The 15,102-nt window shown below is 44.8% G+C and carries 13 protein-coding genes and 1 pseudogene; 5 read left to right on the forward strand and 9 right to left on the reverse strand.

The window, feature by feature from the left end:
• Positions 1 to 279: 279 nt before the first annotated feature.
• Both AACT52_RS29610 and AACT52_RS29615 read left to right on the forward strand, forming a co-directional pair.
• Positions 280 to 1,923: an AAA-like domain-containing protein gene (locus tag AACT52_RS29610; RefSeq protein WP_198941019.1), complete on the forward strand. Its 1,644-nt coding sequence runs from the start codon at positions 280 to 282 to the stop codon at positions 1,921 to 1,923.
• A gap of 24 nt (positions 1,924 to 1,947) precedes the next feature.
• Positions 1,948 to 4,211 (forward strand): annotated as a pseudogene (locus AACT52_RS29615) (AAA-like domain-containing protein); the annotation flags it as partial.
• 2,031 nt (positions 4,212 to 6,242) lie between these two features.
• Here AACT52_RS29615 and AACT52_RS29625 read toward each other — a convergent pair.
• Both AACT52_RS29625 and ureC read right to left on the reverse strand, forming a co-directional pair.
• The gene (locus AACT52_RS29625) at positions 6,243 to 6,452 is read right to left on the reverse strand and encodes a hypothetical protein (RefSeq protein WP_073634392.1); all 210 of its coding nucleotides are present in this window, start codon (positions 6,450 to 6,452) and stop codon (positions 6,243 to 6,245) included.
• Between the two features lie 274 nt (positions 6,453 to 6,726).
• Positions 6,727 to 8,460, reverse strand: coding sequence for an urease subunit alpha (ureC, locus tag AACT52_RS29630; protein WP_073634393.1), 1,734 nt, complete (start codon positions 8,458 to 8,460; stop codon positions 6,727 to 6,729).
• 80 nt (positions 8,461 to 8,540) lie between these two features.
• Between ureC and AACT52_RS29635 the strand changes: the two genes are divergently transcribed.
• Positions 8,541 to 8,918, forward strand: a complete 378-nt coding sequence (locus AACT52_RS29635; RefSeq protein ID WP_073634394.1) for a GxxExxY protein — start codon at positions 8,541 to 8,543, stop codon at positions 8,916 to 8,918.
• Positions 8,919 to 8,972: 54 nt separating this feature from the next.
• On the opposite strand, the gene AACT52_RS29640 is transcribed toward AACT52_RS29635, so the two are convergent.
• Genes AACT52_RS29640 through AACT52_RS29655 form a run of 4 tightly spaced genes read right to left on the reverse strand, consistent with a single transcriptional unit; the run spans position 8,973 to position 10,948 of the window.
• Positions 8,973 to 9,287 (reverse strand): urease subunit beta, encoded by a 315-nt coding sequence (locus AACT52_RS29640; protein ID WP_073634395.1) that lies wholly within the window; start codon positions 9,285 to 9,287, stop codon positions 8,973 to 8,975.
• A 6-nt stretch (positions 9,288 to 9,293) separates the two neighbouring features.
• Positions 9,294 to 9,695, reverse strand: a complete 402-nt coding sequence (gene hpxZ, locus AACT52_RS29645; RefSeq protein ID WP_073634396.1) for an oxalurate catabolism protein HpxZ — start codon at positions 9,693 to 9,695, stop codon at positions 9,294 to 9,296.
• 39 nt (positions 9,696 to 9,734) lie between these two features.
• Positions 9,735 to 10,037, reverse strand: a complete 303-nt coding sequence (ureA, locus tag AACT52_RS29650; RefSeq protein WP_073634397.1) for an urease subunit gamma — start codon at positions 10,035 to 10,037, stop codon at positions 9,735 to 9,737.
• 53 nt (positions 10,038 to 10,090) lie between these two features.
• On the reverse strand, positions 10,091 to 10,948 hold the full coding sequence (locus AACT52_RS29655; RefSeq protein ID WP_073634398.1) for an urease accessory protein UreD: 858 nt from the start codon (positions 10,946 to 10,948) through the stop codon (positions 10,091 to 10,093).
• Positions 10,949 to 11,293: 345 nt separating this feature from the next.
• On the opposite strand from AACT52_RS29655, the gene AACT52_RS29660 reads away from it, so the two are divergent.
• Positions 11,294 to 11,491 carry a hypothetical protein gene (locus tag AACT52_RS29660; RefSeq protein WP_143172911.1) on the forward strand — a complete coding sequence of 66 codons (198 nt, stop codon included), beginning with the start codon at positions 11,294 to 11,296 and terminating at the stop codon, positions 11,489 to 11,491.
• Positions 11,492 to 11,612: 121 nt separating this feature from the next.
• Here the strand turns inward: AACT52_RS29660 and AACT52_RS29665 are convergent, their stop codons facing one another.
• The 3 genes from AACT52_RS29665 to AACT52_RS29675 all read right to left on the reverse strand — a co-directional run bounded on the left by AACT52_RS29665 (position 11,613) and on the right by AACT52_RS29675 (position 14,397).
• A complete protein-coding gene (locus AACT52_RS29665; protein ID WP_073634399.1) occupies positions 11,613 to 12,311 on the reverse strand; it encodes a class I SAM-dependent methyltransferase in 699 nt (232 codons plus the stop codon).
• A 141-nt stretch (positions 12,312 to 12,452) separates the two neighbouring features.
• Positions 12,453 to 13,844: a DUF3370 domain-containing protein gene (locus AACT52_RS29670; RefSeq protein ID WP_073634400.1), complete on the reverse strand. Its 1,392-nt coding sequence runs from the start codon at positions 13,842 to 13,844 to the stop codon at positions 12,453 to 12,455.
• 40 nt (positions 13,845 to 13,884) lie between these two features.
• The gene (locus tag AACT52_RS29675; RefSeq protein ID WP_073634401.1) at positions 13,885 to 14,397 is read right to left on the reverse strand and encodes a peptidase C15; all 513 of its coding nucleotides are present in this window, start codon (positions 14,395 to 14,397) and stop codon (positions 13,885 to 13,887) included.
• A gap of 67 nt (positions 14,398 to 14,464) precedes the next feature.
• Between AACT52_RS29675 and hisH the strand changes: the two genes are divergently transcribed.
• Positions 14,465 to 15,100, forward strand: coding sequence for an imidazole glycerol phosphate synthase subunit HisH (gene hisH, locus AACT52_RS29680; protein ID WP_073634402.1), 636 nt, complete (start codon positions 14,465 to 14,467; stop codon positions 15,098 to 15,100).
• Positions 15,101 to 15,102 lie beyond the last annotated feature (2 nt).

A 15,102-nucleotide genomic window follows, 5' to 3' on the forward strand; every position in this document is an offset into this window, starting at 1 on the left:
AATCTGAAATGGTTTCCAAGGCTATGTAATATTTGCCTATACTTTCACCAACTATTATCAGACGAATTATGGGGACATCCTTTTAGAGTATTAGGTTTTCCAAAAAACCAACCTAATGGCGCTTGGGCTTCTGGTGAAATTAGGGCTGGACTAGCAAACGGATGGGTGCAACTGGAGGATGTCAAACAACAAGGTTATGCATTAGAGCCTGGTTTCAGTGGTGCGCCGATTTGGGATGAGCAGCTACAAGGTATAGCAGGAATGGCTGTAGCGGCAGAAATGGAGCGATCGGCAGCTAAAGCAGCGTTTATTATTCCTACCCAAGTGCTGGTTACAGCATGGTCTGAGTTGGGTCAAGCTTTTTCCTTAGAAACAGTGAAACCAGCAAGTCAAAGCGCTAAAGTTTTTATCAGCTATCGTAGCCAAGACCCAGATTTAACGCTGGCTCAACAGTTTTATGAAGCTTTGAAAGCGGCTGGACATGAAGCATTTATGGCTGGGGAGAGTATCCGACTCGGGGAAAACTGGCCGGAGCGTATCGATAGAGAATTGCAGCAGTCTGATTACTTTCTGCTGCTATTATCTCCTAAATCTGCAACCAGTGAAATGGTGACAGAAGAAGTGAGGCGGGCGAAGCAGTTGCAAGATTTACGTCCTGACGGTAAACCCGTGATTTTGCCCGTTCGCATCAATTTTCCTTTGAGTTCGCCACTAAATTATGACTTGCGGGGTTATTTACAAAGAATTCAACAGCGAGAGTGGAAATCATCTGCGGATACACCCAAGATTTTGCAAGAAATATTGACAATTTTGGCAGAAGGTCGTGAGGCTGTCTTTTCAGAAGAGGAGTTAACAACATCGCCTGCTGTGGAAACTCTGGAATCCCCACCTTTACCAGTGGCAGAACCAGAATTGCCAGAAGGTCAAGTGGATCTAGCTTCTGCTTTTTATGTGGAACGCCCCCCTATAGAATCTCATTGCTATGAGGCGATTTTGAAACCTGGTTCTCTTATCCGCATCAAAGCACCCAGGCAAATGGGTAAAACTTCGCTGATGGCGCGGATTCTTCATCAAGCTTCCCAACAAGGTTCTCTAGCGGTATCTTTGAGTTTTCAACTGGCTGATAGTAAAGTGTTCGCAGACCTGGATTTATTTTTGCGTTGGTTCTGTGCTAGTGTCGGGCGGAAATTGCGGCTACCAAATCGGTTAGCGGATTACTGGGATGAGATTTTTGGTAGCAAGGATAATTGTACAGCTTATTTTGAGGAGTATCTCCTGGCACAAATCAACGAACCTTTGGCTTTGGGCTTGGATGAAGTCGATTTAGTCTATCAATACCCTGAAATTGCTGCCGACTTTTTTGGACTTTTGCGGGCTTGGCATGAGGAGGCGAAGAATCGGGATGTATGGAAGAAATTGCGGTTGGTAGTAGCGCATTCAACAGAAGTTTATATCCCAATGAATATCAATCAATCGCCTTTTAATGTGGGGCTGGCGATTGAGTTACCGGAGTTTAATGCGGAACAACTGCAAGATTTGACACGTAGGCACGGACTCAATTGGAGTTCTACCAAAGTTGAGCAGTTGATGGCAATGGTGGGAGGACATCCTTATTTGGTGCGGGTTGCACTTTATCGCATTGCACGACGGGATACCAAACTGGAGGAGTTATTACAAGTTGCCCCTACAGATGCTGGTCCTTTTGGCGACCATTTGCGACGACACTGGTGGAATTTGAAACAACATCCTGACCTAGCAATGGGAATGAAACAAATTGTTGCAACAACCGCACCAGTACAACTGGAGCCAATACAAGCTTTTAAATTAAAAAGTATGGGGTTGGTGGATCTAGAAAATAATTATGTCGTACCTCGTTTCAATTTGTACCGTCAGTATTTCCGCGATCGCTCAACTTCTCTATAAAATGAATCCCCTGAAACTCAGTTCATGAACCTAGCACAAAACCCAGTCTATGAATATCAAGTCGGGGGAAGTTTACCAACAAATGCCCCTACTTATGTGAAGCGACAGGCAGATCAAGACCTTTATGAAGGGTTGAAAATAGGGGAGTTTTGTTATGTGCTGAACTCACGGCAAATGGGCAAGTCTAGCTTGCGGGTGCAAACCATGCAACGGCTGCAAGCAGAAGGTATTGCCTGTGCAGCAATTGATTTAACTACAATTGGTAGCCAGCAAGTCACACCGGATCAATGGTATGCGGGAATTGTCCGCCGTTTGGTAAGCAGTTTTAACCTCTCAGACAAGTTTAATTTACGGGCTTGGTGGCGCGATCGCGAGTTTCTCTCCCCAGTACAGCGATTGAGTGAGTTTATCGAAGAAGTTCTGCTAAAAGAGGTTGAGCAAAACATTGTCATTTTTATCGATGAAATTGATGGTGTCCTCAACTTGAAGCAAACTGTGGGAACTGACGATTTTTTTGCTTTGATCCGAGACTGCTATAACCAACGTGCTGATAAACTGCAATACAAACGCCTCACTTTTGCACTCTTGGGGGTAGCGACGCCTTCAGATTTAATTGAAGATAAAAAACGCACACCTTTTAATATTGGTAGGGCAATTGAACTACGCGGGTTTCAGGCAGATGAAGCCGAACCCTTAGTCAAAGGATTGGTAGAAAAAGTTACTCATCCCCAGATTGTCATGAGAGAAATTTTGGCTTGGACTGGGGGACAACCTTTTCTGACGCAGAAGCTTTGTAAACTCATTCATACTCATCCGCAGAACCCCACCCCGCCTGCGGCACCCCTCCCCGCAAGCGAGGAGGGGTTGGGAAAGGGGTTTGAGGAGGGGTTGGGAAAGGGGTTTGAGGAGGGGTTGGGAAAGGGGTTTGAGGAGAGGTTAGGGGAGGGGTTTGAGGAGGGGTTAGGGGAGGGGTTGGAGGAGGGATTATATGTGGAGGAATTGGTAAAATCCCGGATTATCAAGAATTGGGAATCGCAGGATGAACCAGAACATTTGCGGACGATACGCGATCGCATTTTGAAAAATGAGAAACGTGCCGGCAGACTACTGGGACTGTATCAGCAAATTTTGCAGCAGGGAGAAATTGCCGGAGATGACAGCCCTGAACAAATGGAGTTGCGGTTGTCGGGGTTGGTGGTAAAACAGCAGTCGAAGTTAAGAGTTTATAATCAGATTTACAAATCTGTTTTTGATCAAAATTGGGTGACAAAAACCTTAGCAGGTTTACGACCTTATGCAGAAGCATTAGAATCGTGGGTTGCTACTAATAAAGACGAATCTTGGCTATTGCGGGGACAGGCGTTGCGGGATGTGCAAGCTTGGGCGAGAGACAAAAGCCTCAGTGATTTGGATTATCAATTTTTAGCAGCTAGCCAAGATTTGGATCAGCGAGAAATGCAACTTGCTTTGGCAACTGAAAGACAGGCGAAGCAGATTTTAGAAGCGGCGCAACAGAAAGCAGAAGTAGCCCTGGAAGAAGAGAGACGGGCAAAAAAGAAAACGCGACGACAAACTTACATTGGGGCTACGATTTTAGGAGTGTCGCTACTGGGGGCTGTAGGAATAGCTGTAATTGCAGAACAAGCTAGACGAAAGGCTTTTACTGCCACTGAAGTCGAACAGGTTGGCAGCTATGCCCTAGAACGGTTTAATTCAAATCCGCCAGAAAGGGTTGAAAGCTTTGTCATGGCGATGCAGGCTGGGCAAACACTCAAGAAGCTAGTGCAGGGAAAGCGCCCCATTGTCGATTACCCGGCTTTGAGTCCCATAATCAGCATTCAAGAGATGTTGGCAATTCAAGAAAAAAATACCTTGGAAGGACATTCCTCTGCTGTCTTGGGCGTGGCATTTAGCAGTGATGGCAAAACCCTTGCTTCTGCAAGTTATGACAACACGATCAAAATCTGGGACAGCAGCACCGGTAAAGTGATTCGCACTCTCAGTGGACATTCCTCTGCTGTCAGGGGCGTGGCATTTAGCAGTGATGGCAAAACCCTTGCTTCTGCTAGTTCTGACAANCCGATGCTGTCAGGGGCGTGGCATTTAGCAGTGATGGCAAAACCCTTGCTTCTGCTAGTTCTGACAAGACGATCAAAATCTGGGACAGCAGCACCGGTAAAGTGATTCGCACTCTCAGTGGACATTCCGATGCTGTCTGGGGCGTGGCATTTAGCAGTGATGGCAAAACCCTTGCTTCTGCAAGTTCTGACAAGACGATCAAAATCTGGTACTTCAATTTAGATGATTTACTTACGCGGGGTTGTCAAAGGCTAAAAGGTTATTTAATCACTCATCCAGAAGCTTTAGAAAAATTAGAAGCTTGCCAAAATCAAAATATTTTGTTAGCAGCAGCCCCAGTCATGGTGACAGCAGCAGAAAATGCAGCCAGGAATGGTAATTTTGAGGATGCGCTGGCTAAGTTCAAAACAGCTAAAAAATGGGACTCTAAATTAGACATTAATCCAGAAGTCAAAACCGAAGTTCTCCGTTTGGCTTTTAAAGGCAGAGAAATAGCAGACAAAGGCGATTTTGATGGTGCAGTTGCCAAGTTTCAACAAGCAAAGCAACTAGATGCCAAAATTGATTTCGATCCAGATACCAATGGTGTCCAGAACGATCCAGAAAAAGTTGCCAAACAACTTGTCAGTCAAGCATTCGTTAAAGAAGGCAGAGAAATAGCAGACAAAGGCGATTTTGACGGTGCAGTCACCAAGCTTCAACAAGCAAAGCAACTAGACGCCAAAACTGATTTCGATCCAGATACCGATGGTGTGCAGAACAATCCAGAACAAGTTGCCAAAGAACTTGCCAGCAAAGGATTAGTTAATCAAGCCACACTCATAGCCGCACAAGGCAATGTTGCCGATGTCATCGCTAAGTTTCAACAAGCAAAGCAACTCAATCCCAAAGTTGACTTCGACACAGACACCGATGGCGTACAAAATAATGCAGAAACAGTTGCCAAACAACTTGTCAGCAAAGCATTCATTAATCAAGCCACAGCACTAGCCAGACAAGGTGATAGAGCTAAAGCAGTCGCCAAGTTTCAACAAGTACAGCAACTAAATTCCAAAGTAGATATAGATCCAGACACAGAAGGTGTACAAACTAACCCAGAAAAAGCTGCTAAAGACTTTTTTGTACGAGGTTTAATTTCCCAAGCAAAAGAACATTTGAAGCAGGATGATTTTAGCAAAGCAGTTGCAGTTTATAAAAAGATTGAACAGCTACAGCCAACCAGAGAAACCCTCGTTAATGCTTGGGACAGCCTGTGTTGGCGGGGTAGCTTGCAAGGTTATGCCAAGAATGTAGTTAATGATGCTTGTGAAAAAGCAGTGAAACTTGCTCCTGAAAATGGATCTACCCGCGAGAGTCGGGGTTTGGCAAGGGCGCTAGTTGGTAATTTTACGGGTGCCATTGAAGAGTTTGAGGTATTTATTAAATCTAGTAACGATGCTGAGGCGAAAGCAAAACGGCAACGCTGGGTAAAAGATTTACGTGCAGACAAGAATCCGTTTACACCAGAGGAGTTGAAGAACTTGGAGGCGGAGTGAGGAGACGCGGGAACGTGGAGGCACGGTGACGCGGTGAAGGGGTTGGCTGCTGCTCGATAAATTTTGTGCATATCTCGGCAAATCTTGGTATTCTTGCCGAGATTTTTCCGGTAATTGTGCATATCTACGTGTATAATATAATTACGCTTGATTAGTGCGGGATCTCATAGCTTACTGGGCGTGAAAACCTTGAAATACTTAGCACGAACTAATTACAAAAAATTGAATATTTTTTAAGTCTCGTACTTGAAATTCGTTTCAGTATCTCTAACTGGGGATTAGTGGTCAAAGAACCTGAGCCACAGGGCAAGGGAACCAAGCAGAAATGCGCAACGAAATTGAGCGAACTTATACCGTGGAGTTGAGCTTGCCCATATTTACGGATTTATGCCTAGATATGCTTCGGTTTTTAGAAGCGGCGGCTTCTCTTGCAATCTGCTGTATTTATGAATGTCTTGATGTTAGTGACGACAGCTTTATATCATGTCCCGCTAATAAGTTATGATTACCACGTTAACTGCACCCCACCCCTTTATCCCCTCCCCGCAAGCGGGGAGGGGAGCCTAAGCGCAGCTTTGGCGGGGTGGGGTTCTTAAGGTAATGACAAGTATTTAAGCGGACTTGATATTACAGCTATTTTCAGCTAATTGAACCACAGATTTTTGTAGGGGCACGGCATTGCCGTGCCCCTACCCCGTGGTTTATTTACTTGAAAACCGCTTTAATCTTGGTAACAAAAGCTTTGGGCGTGTGACAAACACTAAAGCGATAGAAAGCGATCGCGAAGCGGGCGCTCTGCGCCATCGCCATATGACGATAAAACAAGCGATCGCGTTCGCGTAGCGTGTCCGGAGGACTCAGCGGGCGCTCTGCGCCATCGCCCTTGGCGGGCACTCCGTGCCATCGCGTTTTCATTACAAAGCAGGCGATCGCTCTCTACTGCACAATTTGCACGCTAGTGAGTGTTAATTTCTTTTTTCCTTAACGGGATTGAGCGATCGCTCCCAACGACTAAACGCTTGGGAAAGAGGTCGGTAATATAGAAGAACCAGAACAGCGACAGCTGATTTCCAACTGTACTCAGCTGCTGGCGGGTTTACGGTTTAAAAAGGATTTAATTCGCCAACTTTTTAGTCACCTGGTTACAGGCTAATAATTGCTAATTGCTAATTGTTCCTTGCCATTAGCGTCAAAACAAAAAATACCTCTGTGCCATCGGCAAAACTGTTGCAGGTTCACACGTTAGCAACTCCCCATCTGCCCTCACTTCATAAGTTTCGGCATCAACTTCAATATGAGGTAACGCATCATTCAGCTTCATATCCCGCTTACTCAACTGGCGTGTCCCACAGACTGCAACGGCTTGCTTTTGCAAACCCAATTGGCTGGAAATTTCCCTTTCCAAAGCTGCTTGTGAGACAAAAGTGAACGATGTAGCGTGACGCGCACCCGCAAAACTGCCAAACATCGGTCGCATATGCACTGGTTGCGGTGTGGGAATACTTGCATTCGCATCGCCCATTTGTGACCATGCAATCATCCCGCCTTTAATGACTATCTCCGGCTTGACACCAAAAAACGCCGGACGCCACAAACACAAATCTGCAAGTTTGCCTTCTTCCACTGAACCCACATACTGAGAAATACCGTGAGTAATGGCTGGGTTGATAGTGTACTTGGCAACATACCTCTTCGCCCGAAAATTGTCTGCCAGATCCCCCCTGCCCCCCTTAGAAAGGGGGGTATCAAGGGTGAGGTCTCCGCGTTGCACTTTCATTTTGTGCGCTGTCTGCCAGGTGCGAATTATTACCTCACCAACTCGTCCCATCGCTTGGGAGTCGGAAGAAATCATGCTGAACGCACCTAAATCATGCAAAATATCTTCAGCGGCGATAGTTTCCCGACGGATGCGCGACTCTGCAAACGCCACATCCTCGGCAATACCAGCGTCGAGGTGATGACACACCATCAACATATCCAGATGTTCATCTAAGGTGTTGACGGTGTAAGGACGTGTAGGATTGGTGGAAGATGGTAGCACATTCGCTTCCCCGCACACTTTAATAATATCTGGTGCGTGACCGCCGCCAGCACCTTCAGTATGGTATGTATGGATAACACGATTTTTGAAAGCGGCGATGGTGTCTTCCACAAACCCCGCTTCGTTTAAAGTATCGGTATGAATGGCTACCTGGACGTCATATTCATCGGCGACGCTGAGACAAGTATCAATTGCAGCGGGTGTCGTTCCCCAGTCTTCGTGCAACTTTAACCCGATCGCACCTGCTTGCACTTGTTCCACCAGTCCTTGAGGTAAGCTGGCATTGCCTTTACCTAAAAATCCTAAGTTCATAGGAAAAGCATCAGCGGCTTGCAGCATTCGGTAAATATTCCAAGGTCCTGGAGTACAGGTAGTAGCGTTTGTACCCGCAGCAGGACCAGTACCGCCGCCAATCATTGTGGTGATACCGGAAGCGATCGCCACTTCAATCTGTTGCGGACAAATAAAGTGAATGTGGGTGTCGATACCGCCAGCAGTGAGAATCATGCCTTCCCCAGCTACCGCTTCGGTACCAGGACCAATAATAATATCTACGTTGTCTTGAATATAAGGATTTCCAGCTTTACCAATTTTGAATATTTTGCCGTCTTTAATGCCGATATCTGCTTTAACGATACCCCACCAATCGAGAATTAAGGCATTCGTAATGACTAAATCAACAGCACCATCAGCGTTGGAAATGGGAGATTGTCCCATCCCATCGCGGATGACTTTACCGCCGCCAAATTTCACTTCGTCCCCGTAGGTGGTGAAGTCTTGTTCTACTTCGATAAATAATTCTGTGTCGGCTAGTCGGATGCGATCGCCTACTGTTGGACCAAAGGTTTCCGCGTAAGCGCGGCGAGACATTCTGTAAGGCATAATACACTGCTATTAAACCGAGGTTAGAATTGAGTTTAAACGCAAAGGGGCGCAAAGGTAAGCGCAAAGGTTCGCAGAGAATGGATGAGAATGATTTGAGTGGGGTGATAATTGGCTGTGGAATGAGAGTGCATACAGCGTTGGGACCGGGTTTGTTAGAGTCAGCTTATGAGGAGTGCTTGGATTACGAGTTGAGAAAGAAGGGATTAAATGTTGGTAAGCAAGTTCCATTACCGCTTATTTACGAAGAGGTGAAATTGGATTGTGTTTATCGATTAGATTTAATAGTCGAAAATAAAGTCATTATTGAAGTCAAATCTGTAGAATCTATCAAACCAATTCACTCGGTACAACTTTTAACTTATCTCAAACTAGCTAATTGCAAACTCGGTCTTCTCCTCAACTTTAACGTTCTCCACCTAAAAGAAGGCATCAAACGCATAGCCAATAAACTTTAACTCCGCGTTACTTTGCGTTTACCTCAGCGTCCCTCTGCGTTTAAAAATAAACTTTTATAATTGTGGCAGCTGTCCGTTAACTCTGGCGTTGAAACCGTAGACTTGACGACTACCAACTAAGGGGACTAATGTCACTTCTTTTTCATCCCCTGGTTCAAAGCGGACTGCTGTTCCAGCGGGTATATCGAGGCGCATTCCCCGCGCTTGTTCTCTATCAAAATTTAACGCGGCGTTGACTTCAAAAAAGTGAAAGTGAGAACCAACTTGTATCGGTCTATCTCCTGTATTTGACACTTGCAATCTTACAGTAGGACGACCTGCGTTGAGTTCTATTTCCCCAACTGCTGTAATAATTTCCCCTGGAATCATAACTATTTACCTAGATAAATCACGCGTACTGACATGAGCTGCAACAATTCGCCAACCCTCACAAGTGCGAACCCAAGTTTGCTGCTGTCGTCCTAACTTGTTTAATGAAGTAGTGCGAGTAAATTCCGTACTGGCTACAGCAAAATCGTCTCCGTAAGTTGTAATAATGGTGTTTTGTAAATCTCGAGATAAGTTAGATGGATTACGCCCTTTGCGGAAATCTTGAATTGCCTGATAACCAATACTTTCTTCACCTGCACCATAGCGGATTGTGCTGGGTGAGTTAAAAAATAATTCATCAAGCACCGTAATATCATTTGTCACCAATGCTTGCTCGTAGCGTTTGAAAGCTGCTTTGACTTCTTCTACAACCTCAGGGATATTCATCTGTAATTCGGGGGAAAGCATTTTATAAGCATCCTCAAACGAAATAGGTGCAAAGCTAAATTAACGAATTGGATTATGGACTGTTACTAACTTTGTCCCATCAGGAAAAGTTGCTTCCACTTGGACTTCATGCACCATTTCTGGTACGCCTTCCATCACATCATCCCGCATTAACAGCGTTGTACCATAACTCATCAACTCTGCCACAGTTCGTCCGTCTCTTGCACCTTCCAAAATAGCAGCAGAAATATACGCCACCGCTTCTGGATAATTCAACTTCAAACCTCTTTCTTTCCGTCTTTCTGCCAATAGTGCAGCAGTAAAAATCAACAGTTTATCCTTCTCCTGCGGCGTAAGTTGCATTTCCTACCTCTTTTCTCTCCTCTCTTGGCGTCCTTGGCGTCTTGGCGGTTTGTTTAAATCTGCCAAACTCTTGGTACACAACTAGAACGTGTCAAAAATGATTGACGCAATAGCTGCCACACACCAATAAACCAGTTTCTCACCTCAGATGTAGCAGAACCACGATATCGACATAATAATCCACATGAAAGACGAGTCACACCTGCTTCCCCTTTGCCATCCCACAAAGAACGCGCTTTCTCCACCAAATCAGATGAAACCTCTTGCCCAACGTATACCAGACTACCTACTAAAGGTTGCCCTGCCAAACCGTGGGGACTATGAAAAACCTCAACGCTACCTGGTAACCATTGCCGATCAATCCATAAGGGGACGCCTTGCTGCCAAACTTCGGTATGCGATCGCCATTCTCCTGTTGCAAATTTCTCTCCTCTAGCACTGCGTCCAAATCGGTTGATTTCCCAGCCTATCCAACTCGCTTTCGTAGCTAATTCTACCCGCAAGTCTTGCCGATAAATCGCCCCGTTAAAGACAATTGTTTCTTGGGGTAACCACTCCAAACAAGCACCAGTATCAACTTGTATCTCAATGCTTTGTTTTGCTTGAGTGCCATTACTGCGGTATATCTTACTTGCTGCTGCTGTGGTGATGAGTGCTTGGGCGTTCGGTTGCAGGTGGAAGTTGCAAGAAAGGCGGTCGCCTCCCACAACTCCCCCTGCTGTATGTAAAATCACGCTATGACAAACCTCTTGCCCTTCTGGATAAAATGGGCGTTGCACCTTCAGCGGTGCTTGATTTTGGTTGTGAATCAGCGTTGTTGTATTTTGGCGATGGGCGTACACTAAATTAAGTTTGCCATGCCAGCCATTTGAGGGTTGTGCTGTGGTTTGATAGTTAGGCTGTTGATTCACAAATTATTAATTTTTTTTAATTTCTTTTTTTTAGTCTATAGGGTGTGCCTTGCCGACTCTACTTAATATTTATTACGATTTTTTCGCCAAGAACACATTGTTGTTGAGGGAATTGTCGCAAACTCAGTAGTTATCTGTGGATAAGTGTTCTTGGCATTTTGGCTACTCTTGTTAAGAACAAAAGGATAGATTAGGGCGGTAAGCCGTCATGCACATCGTGGTTGAAACACCGTCAACCCCAGGTAATAAGCCTGGGGTTTTATTTTAGCTATTATTACCTAGTTACTTGGCAATTTGGCAATTATTTGGATTGAAACAAGCCTATCTTTATAAATTAATGCGGTCTTGCATAAAAGACTCAAAGTACACGACAAAACCCCTTTTCCCCGGTTTAACTACCGGGGTTTCTTGCAAATTGTGGTAAAGGTCAACGTTTTCGTCAAAGTCGATCCCACATTTGGAGTGGTGGTCAAGGTCTATGTCAAGGTGAATGATGACGTTATCGTCAAGGTGAAAGTTTTGGGAAATGAAAGGTCAGACTGATAATCCTATGCTTAGAAAGCGTGGGATTTTTTCTTCACAGGTAAACTTATTTGTTGATTTTCTCCATTCTTATTTTATTATTTGCCTTTTATTAATTATTTTTAATCAAATCAGGTGAGTTTTACTGTGTCTTCACCAAAGGAATGTCTTGTAAGAGCCACAATCCCAAGCTCTTATCTCGATACAAACCATCTCCCTCGCTACATTGCTCATTGATCAGCCGTAGTGGTGTCGGAAAATTAAAAGGCGGTTTCTCCAAATTTAGCAAGCGCCAGTCGCCTGTGGTGATATCTTCGTTCTCCTCACAATTTGGGAAAGTCGTCGTTAGCAGGTAAGTGATCTGGCTCCTTTTGATATTATTAAGAGCAGAGCAAATTTCTGCATTCCGAAGATGCACAAAGCAGTCCCGACATAACAATAAGTCTGCCGTCGGTAGAGGTTCGCTGATCAAATCCAGTGTCATAAACTGATGATTTTGGCTTCCGTACCGCTTCTGATTCTCTACAATGAGTTCGGAGACAACATCTGCACCGATGTAACGTGATGGTAAATCGATGAACTGCATCCAACTGAAGTCTCCGCAGGGTAAGTCGAGAAGTACGTCCACCTGTAATGTCTTGAGTAGTGCTGGAAGTTCAGCTTCGATCTGTTGCGTTTGACTCCTGCTAGCTCCCTCCCCTGAAACTGAATCGGCTCCACACCAATGATTAATTTGGTAGATGTGGCGGAAGGTGTCGCCCAGCGAAAAGGTTACATTTCGTGATGCCTGTTTCTCGAAGTAGTAAGGATCAAAGGGGACGTTATCTCGCCGTTTGTTCATCGGATGTATTTACAGCGCTGATTCTATGATTAGACCATAAATCGTAGGGTGGGCATTGCTTCTCAAAGCTATATGATAGAGGTTTGAAATATTGGTGAGCAATGCCCACCTTAGCTGAAAACCGCTGTAATGACAACTTCACTATTTCACTAAACTAGTTGAACCGACATTATTCATCGTCTGAACTGTCAGCACTTGGGGTGGGGTGGCGTCTGGCGGATAGAGGAAGTCTACTTCTACTAATCTTCGTTCTCCTGCTTTCATATTTAACAGCACTAATGGTTCCCCTTGTTGTCCACGTTTCTGCACCAAATGTAAATACTGTGTTTGGGGTAGACCTTGGTCATCTTTATAACGTACTCTTACCGAACCCCGGAACAAGACTTGCGGCGCTGGTGGATTCAAAAAGCGCAATCCTGCTTTGGTTAACTGGTCTTCTTTTATTGGTGTCTGCATGGACACCATAACGGTTTGCGGGTTCTGAGTATTGTTATACAGTGGCAATGTTAGGCTGTATTGCACAGTGTAATTTCCATGAGCGCGATATGCGGTGTCAGGATAACGTACCAGCATCGGCGCACTTTGTATTTGACTCGTTCCTAAGGTACCGCGATTTAAAGCACTAAGAGCGTAAGAAAAGGCTTGTCCAGAACTGGGAATGGTCAGATGCTGAGTTTTTGGATCATCTATTAATAATGCTTTCCATTCAGTCCCCTGGGCGACTCCGGCAACACGACCATATATTATTGGTTTGTTAGTCTCCTCAAGAGGGGTGGGGACTTTATCGCGTGGTCCGGATAAATCACCATTATTTAGTAAATTTTGCCATTCTTCTAAAGTAGGCTCACGCTCGCTGCCATCAGGATTCTTTGGTGCAAACATTGCCAGACTCGCTGCATAAACTGTGTCATTACTCCACAGTCGCATGAGTGTAGACCGACCATTTAACGGTGGTGTGAGTCCGTTGACAGGAATGGGCGCATTCATCAACATCCGGCTTTCGCCTGGTGGAATGATGATTTGGGGAGGAAATGTGTCTTGTCGTTGTCCCCGCAGAACATCATACATCACGCGATCGCCTGGTCCGGCGAAAATTGTCCCCAAAATATTCTCACTCTTAGATGGCAACTCCGCAAACGGTGCATCTGGTTGGCTTAAATAACTCGCCGCCTGCAAGATATTCACTGTCACAGGTTGTTTTCCTGGGTTATGCAGAATTATACCCAGATAGAGCGATCGCAAGTCTTCTGGTGTGGGTGCTTGGGCAACATGATGGGCAAAAACATCAAATCGTCCTTTAAAAGGAAAATTCAGGTGTGCTGTTGAGACTTTTTTGCCTTCGGATGGAAAGGTGGAAAGCAAAATTCCTTCTTTAAGAACCTTTTCTGGACTGTTGCTGTTAAATACAGGCACACTATCCAGATTGCCTGGTAAAGGACGCACTTGTTGCTGTTGCACAATTTCTTGCGGTGGCGGTGCTGCAGGGGGAGGAGTTATTTGAGCGATAGGAAAAATTAGTAAGAATGGCAACATATACTTACATATATTTTTCTCGCTACAGACGCAAACAGCTTTACCAAAGTGCCAGCCTGTGCATAATCAATAAAAAATCGTCAAGGACTAAGGGCAAATTTTCTTCAGTCAAAATAGGAACGTGGACAAAGATGCAAGGGGTTGTTAATTGGTGTTGGCGTAGTTCATCTAAAACGCAATAGTAAAGACCTTCGCAAACAAATTTTCCGCAGTCGTGACTGATCTCAACTGCCCTTGCTCCCGCCACTAATTGCTCTAAATCAACTGTTGTCTGCAACACATTTTCTCCACAACTAGCGCCGACTTCCACACTTAATAGTGTCCGCTTTCGTGCCATGCCACAGCAGATAATGCAGTCTGGTTGGAGTTCATGGATTTTTTCTATGACTCGAAAACTGGCTCGCTGCACATCTACAGGCAATAGTCGCAACAAGGTTAAATCATAAGGTAACGAGTTAAGCCGAGCAACTTCTGCCAACAAATCATCAGAAGAATTTGATTTTTGCTCAGATAACCAAGTGTCAAAAGAAGTTAATAGAATTCTTTTCTTCATATCGAATATTATTTAATATAGATAATATAGAAATACCCTCCATCATAAATTAACAGGGAGCAGGTAAATGACAGTGATTGCAGTCGTAGACTACGACATGGGAAATTTGCACTCGGTTTGCAAAGGTTTGGAAAAAGCCGGGGCAACTCCTAAGATTACTGACTCTCAAAAGGAATTAGAAAAGGCAGATGCTATAGTTTTGCCGGGAGTGGGTGCATTCGATCCAGCAGTGCAACACTTGAGAGGACGTGGTTTGGAAAAACCAATCAAAGATGCAATTGCATCTGGCAAACCCTTTTTAGGCATTTGTTTAGGGCTGCAAATTCTTTTTGAGTCAAGTGCAGAAGGAGTTGAACCCGGACTGGGAATTATTAAAGGAACAGTCAGGCGATTTCACCGAGAACCAGGAATCGCCATTCCTCATATGGGTTGGAATCAACTCGAACTGACTCACCCAAAAAGTAATTTGTGGGAGTATCTCCCATCTCAACCTTGGGTTTATTTTGTTCATTCCTATTATGTTGATCCACAAGATCCGCAAGTCTGTGCTGCAAATGTTACCCACGGTAGTCAAACTGTAACAGCTGCGATCGCCCGCGATAACCTTATGGCAGTTCAGTTCCACCCAGAAAAGTCCTCTAATATTGGATTGCAAATTCTGTCTAATTTTGTATCCCAAGTTTGGACACAAGTTGCTGCCTAAAT

The sequence above is a fragment of the Scytonema sp. HK-05 genome, from assembly GCF_963872035.1.
GTDB lineage: Bacteria > Cyanobacteriota > Cyanobacteriia > Cyanobacteriales > Nostocaceae > Kalymmatonema.

What these genes read in the sequence shown, in the direction of transcription:
- AACT52_RS29610 (WP_198941019.1), top strand. Translation starts at nt 280, where the DNA reads ATGGAGCGATCGGCAGCTAAAGCAGCGTTTATTATTCCTACCCAAGTG.
- AACT52_RS29625 (WP_073634392.1), bottom strand. Translation starts at nt 6,452, where the DNA reads ATGAAAACGCGATGGCACGGAGTGCCCGCCAAGGGCGATGGCGCAGAG.
- ureC (WP_073634393.1), bottom strand. Translation starts at nt 8,460, where the DNA reads ATGCCTTACAGAATGTCTCGCCGCGCTTACGCGGAAACCTTTGGTCCA.
- AACT52_RS29635 (WP_073634394.1), top strand. Translation starts at nt 8,541, where the DNA reads ATGGATGAGAATGATTTGAGTGGGGTGATAATTGGCTGTGGAATGAGA.
- AACT52_RS29640 (WP_073634395.1), bottom strand. Translation starts at nt 9,287, where the DNA reads ATGATTCCAGGGGAAATTATTACAGCAGTTGGGGAAATAGAACTCAAC.
- hpxZ (WP_073634396.1), bottom strand. Translation starts at nt 9,695, where the DNA reads ATGCTTTCCCCCGAATTACAGATGAATATCCCTGAGGTTGTAGAAGAA.
- ureA (WP_073634397.1), bottom strand. Translation starts at nt 10,037, where the DNA reads ATGCAACTTACGCCGCAGGAGAAGGATAAACTGTTGATTTTTACTGCT.
- AACT52_RS29665 (WP_073634399.1), bottom strand. Translation starts at nt 12,311, where the DNA reads ATGAACAAACGGCGAGATAACGTCCCCTTTGATCCTTACTACTTCGAG.
- AACT52_RS29670 (WP_073634400.1), bottom strand. Translation starts at nt 13,844, where the DNA reads ATGTTGCCATTCTTACTAATTTTTCCTATCGCTCAAATAACTCCTCCC.
- AACT52_RS29675 (WP_073634401.1), bottom strand. Translation starts at nt 14,397, where the DNA reads ATGAAGAAAAGAATTCTATTAACTTCTTTTGACACTTGGTTATCTGAG.
- hisH (WP_073634402.1), top strand. Translation starts at nt 14,465, where the DNA reads ATGACAGTGATTGCAGTCGTAGACTACGACATGGGAAATTTGCACTCG.